At 71.6% G+C, this 4,323-nt stretch carries 3 protein-coding genes and 1 pseudogene; 1 reads left to right on the top strand and 3 read right to left on the bottom strand.

What is annotated here, in order from left to right; translation table 11 throughout:
- The 3 genes and pseudogenes from ACYVE7_RS30060 to sucC all read right to left on the bottom strand — a co-directional run.
- Positions 1 to 665, bottom strand: a pseudogene (locus tag ACYVE7_RS30060) (hypothetical protein); the annotation flags it as partial.
- A gap of 124 nt (positions 666 to 789) precedes the next feature.
- A complete protein-coding gene (sucD, locus tag ACYVE7_RS30055; protein ID WP_460369422.1) occupies positions 790 to 1,677 on the bottom strand; it encodes a succinate--CoA ligase subunit alpha in 888 nt (295 codons plus the stop codon).
- On the bottom strand, positions 1,677 to 2,861 hold the full coding sequence (sucC, locus tag ACYVE7_RS30050; protein ID WP_460369420.1) for an ADP-forming succinate--CoA ligase subunit beta: 1,185 nt from the start codon (positions 2,859 to 2,861) through the stop codon (positions 1,677 to 1,679). Before sucC ends, sucD begins: the two co-directional genes overlap by 1 nt.
- Before the next feature lie 216 nt (positions 2,862 to 3,077).
- Here sucC and ACYVE7_RS30045 point away from each other — a divergent pair.
- On the top strand, positions 3,078 to 4,323 hold a 1,246-nt coding region (locus tag ACYVE7_RS30045; RefSeq protein ID WP_460369418.1), incomplete at its 3' end, for a glycoside hydrolase family 15 protein.

Below are 4,323 nucleotides of genomic sequence, written 5' to 3'. Positions count from 1 at the left end.
CGCAGACCCGCCCGCGTTCCGGCTCCTGCCGAACCCTTCCCCTCGCGCCCCTCCGCATCGCCGCCGCCCTGCCGACCTGAGCCACCGGACGACCGGCTGCCCCGCGCTCCCGCACCCGAAGCCTGACCGCCACGACGCACCGGAGCACCGGACGGCTCGCCATCGCGCGTCCCACGTCCCACGGCCGGGGCCTGGCTTCCCCGTGCCGTGCCGGACGCGACACCCGAAGACTTCCCCTCACGTGCGCCTCGTCCTGTGGCCGGGGGCTGAGCATCACGTCCCGTGGCCGGAGGCTGGGCATCGCGTGTGCCTCGTCCGGTGGCCGGAGGCTGGGCGTCGCGTGTGCCTCGTCCCGTGGCCGGGGGGGGGGTGGGGGGGGTCGTCTTGCCCTTGGGCGGCCGGGGGTCGCGGTCGGCGGGGGAAGCGTCGCGGGGCGTGCCGGGCTCGGCTTCGAGTGTTTCGCCGTCGGGGGTGCGCTCGCGGACGGGGCGCAGGGTGCCGACGGGCTGGGCGGGGTCGGGGGTGTGGTGGGGGTCTAGGCGGCGGCCGGAGGGGTGTTTGCCTCGGCGGGGGTCGGGGGTGCGGCGAGGGGTGGAGTCGTCGGTGGGGTCGTTGCGGACCACGCGCAGGCGGCGGGGTTCCGGGGGCTGCTGCGCGTCGCTCATGACGCCCATGCTGGCAGGAGCGCTGGGCCGGGACGGCATGGCGCGCCCGGCGTGTCGGGTTTCGCGAAACGGGAAAAGGCCGCCCTTCCCGGAAACGGGAGGAGCGGCCTCGGGGAAGTCCTGGTTACAGGTTCTTCATGATGTCGCGCATGAGACGGGCGGTCTCGGAGGGGGTCTTGCCGACGCGGACGCCGACCTTCTCCAGAGCGTCCTTCTTGGCCTGGGCGGTACCGGCGGAGCCGGAGACGATGGCGCCGGCGTGGCCCATGGTCTTGCCCTCGGGGGCCGTGAAGCCCGCGACGTAGCCGACGACCGGCTTGGTGATGTGCTGCTCGATGTAGGCGGCGGCACGCTCCTCGGCGTCGCCGCCGATCTCACCGATCATGACGATCGCGTCGGTGTCCGGGTCGTCCTGGAACGCCTGGAGCGCATCGATGTGGGTGGTGCCGATGACGGGGTCGCCACCGATGCCGACGGCCGTCGAGAAACCGAAGTCCCGCAGCTCGAACATCATCTGGTAGGTGAGCGTGCCCGACTTCGACACCAGGCCGATCCGGCCCTTGGGCGTGATGTCGGCGGGGATGATGCCCGCGTTCGACGCGCCGGGGCTGGCGATGCCAGGGCAGTTCGGGCCGATGATCCGGGTCTTGTTGCCCTTGGCCACGGCGTGCGCCCAGAAGGCCGTCGAGTCGTGGACCGGGACGCCCTCGGTGATGACGACCGCGACGGGGATCTCGGCGTCGATGGCCTCGACGACGGCGTCCTTGGTGAACTTCGGCGGAACGAAGATCACGGAGACGTCGGCGCCGGTGGCCTCGATGGCCTCGGTGACCGTGCCGTAGACCGGCAGGTCCTTGCCCTCGAGGGTGATCGTGGTGCCGGCCTTGCGGGCGTTGACGCCACCGACCACGTTCGCGCCGGAGCGGAGCATCCGGGCGGCGTGCTTGGAGCCCTCGGAGCCCGTGATGCCCTGGACGATGATCTTGCTGTCTTCAGTCAGCCAGATGGCCATTACGCACCTACCGCGGCGAGTTCGGCGGCGCGGCGGGCCGCGTCGTCCATGGTTTCGACCTGCTCGACGCCCGGGAGTGCGGCGTCGGTGAGGATCTGGCGGCCGAGCTCGGCGTTGTTGCCGTCGAGCCGGACGACCAGGGGACGGTCCACGTCCTCGCCCTTCGAGCCGAGCAGCTCGTAGGCGGCGACGATGCCGTTGGCGACCGCGTCACAGGCGGTGATGCCGCCGAAGACGTTGACGAAGATCGACTTCACGGCCGGGTCGGAGAGGATGATCTCCAGGCCTGCGGCCATGACCTCGGCGGACGCGCCGCCGCCGATGTCGAGGAAGTTGGCGGGCTTCGGCGAGCCGGCGAACTCCTCACCCGCGTAGGCGACGACGTCGAGGGTCGACATGACCAGGCCCGCGCCGTTGCCGATGATGCCGACGGTGCCGTCGAGCTTCACGTAGTTGAGGTCCTTGGCCTTGGCGGCGGCCTCGAGGGGGTCGGCCGCGGCCTTGTCCTCGAGCTCGGCCTGCTTCGGCTGGCGGAAGGCGGCGTTCTCGTCCAGCGAGACCTTGCCGTCCAGAGCGCGGACGACGTCGTCGTTGGTGAGGATCAGCGGGTTGACCTCGACGAGCGTGGCGTCTTCGGAAACGAAGACGTCCCACAGCTTGACGATGATGTCGGTCGCTCCATCGAGGGCGACTTCCGGGAGCCGCGCGGCGACGGCCATCTCGCGGGCCTTGGCCGCGTCGACGCCTTCGAGGGCGCTCACGGGGATCAGCGCGAGCTGGTCGTGGGGGACGTCCTCGATCTCCACGCCGCCGTCGACGGTGGCGATGGTGAGGAAGGTCCGGTTGGCGCGGTCGAGCAGGAAGGAGAAGTAGAACTCCTGCTTGATCGCCGAGCCTTCCTCGACGAGGACCTTGTGGACCGTGTGGCCCTTGATGTCCATGCCGAGGATCTGTCCGGCCAGGGCCTCGGCCTCGGCGGCGTCGTCGGCGAGCTTCACGCCGCCTGCCTTGCCGCGGCCGCCGGTCTTGACCTGAGCCTTGATGACGACCTTCTTGTTGCCGGCCGCGAAGAGCTCTTCAGCGATGGCCCGCGCCTCAGCGGGGGTCGTGGCGACCTTGCCGGTGGGCACCGGTACGCCGTAGGAGGCGAAGAGTTCCTTCGCCTGATGTTCGAACAAGTCCACGAGGGTGCGTCCTTAGTCGGATCGACGGGTGATGACCGCTCGTGCGGTAGCGACGGCGGTCCGCTCCGTTGGCAAAGCCTAGCCTCCCGGCGCTCATGTCCTGGCCAGCGGGTCGATTACCGATCGGTAGCGCCGGGAAAGAGTTTCCTAACAGGTGATTTGGTGGCGTTTGCTGTACTAGATAGGCAACTTCGGGGACGACAGGGGATATCGGGGATGGCGCGACGCTGGGTTCGGCCTGTGGCCGCGCTGCTCGCCGTGGCCGCCGTGGCCGCGACCTGCGCGTCGAACACCGAGCTCGGCCAGGCCCGCTGGGACTCCCCCGGGCTCGTCGGCGGAGGCGGCTGGCCGTTCGTCTCGACCCCGATCAGCGCCGCCGACGCACGTGACGCTTCTTACATTCCGGGCAGTTCGGTCGTCCGGCTGGCCGATGGGCGGGCCCTGCTGATCCCGCACGGTGAGAGCGAACTCACCAAACTGCCCGCGGACGATCCGCGCGTCGCGGACGCCGTCGAAGGCGACCGGGGCTGGCTGGACGACGGCCGCGTCCCCGGCCAGACCGGGGTACACCGGGCGATGGCGAGCCGCGCCCTGCTCGATCTGCGGCTGCTGACGTCGCGGTCGGGCGCGTCGACGGCGTCCTGGTACGGGCTGTGGAACTACGTCTGGCCGCGCGACGCCGCCTTCCACGCCGCCGCGTTCGCCGCCACCGGCCACCTGGACGAGGCCCGCCGGATCCTCAGCTTCCTCAACCGCGTGCAGGGCCCCGACGGCCGTTGGGCCAGCCGCTACCGCGTCGACGGGACGCCCGCCACGGACCGTCCCGTCCAGCTCGACGAGATCGGCTGGACGCTCTGGGCCACCTGGTTCGTCGCCCAGCACGACCCGAACCCCACCGCCTACTACCGGATGGCCGCCAAGGGCGCCGACTGGATCTCCGCCCATCTCGGCCCCGACGGCCTGCCGCCGGTCTCGTCGGACTACTTCGAGCGCCACCCGTCGACCGAGCAGGTCAAGGACCGTCCGACGCTGGGGGTCTCGGCTCCGCTGCTGGTGGGGCTCCGTTCCGCCGCCGCCCTGGCGGGGCCGCGCCACCCGGTGGACTCGGCCCGCTGGCGGCGCGCCGCCCACACCCTGGACACCGCGATCCGCCGCGAGTACGGCCGGTTCGGCTACCCCCGCTCACCGATCATGGGCGGCCGGATGGACGCCAGTGTGACGTTCCTCGCCCCGCCGTTCGCCCCGCAGGACCACGATGTGGCGGCGGCGATCGCCAACGCGGGCGACCGGCTGAAGGTCGCCAACGGCGGGGTCCTGCCGGGCGAGCAGTGGGCGGGCGACAAGTCGCAGGCCTGGACGCCCGAGGTCGCGATGTTCGCGCTGGCCGCGGTCGCCTCGGGCCGTCCGGTCGAGGCGCGCGGCCGGTTGGACTGGCTCGCCGGACACCGCACCGAGCTGGGCG

It is taken from the genome of Actinocorallia lasiicapitis, assembly GCF_054778695.1.
The sequence above is the reverse complement of the archived record's forward strand: the minus strand, read 5'-3'. Positions and strand labels throughout refer to the sequence as shown.

Excerpts from the sequence above, each read along its gene's own strand:
- sucD (WP_460369422.1), bottom strand. The coding sequence starts at position 1,677 with ATGGCCATCTGGCTGACTGAAGACAGCAAGATCATCGTCCAGGGCATC.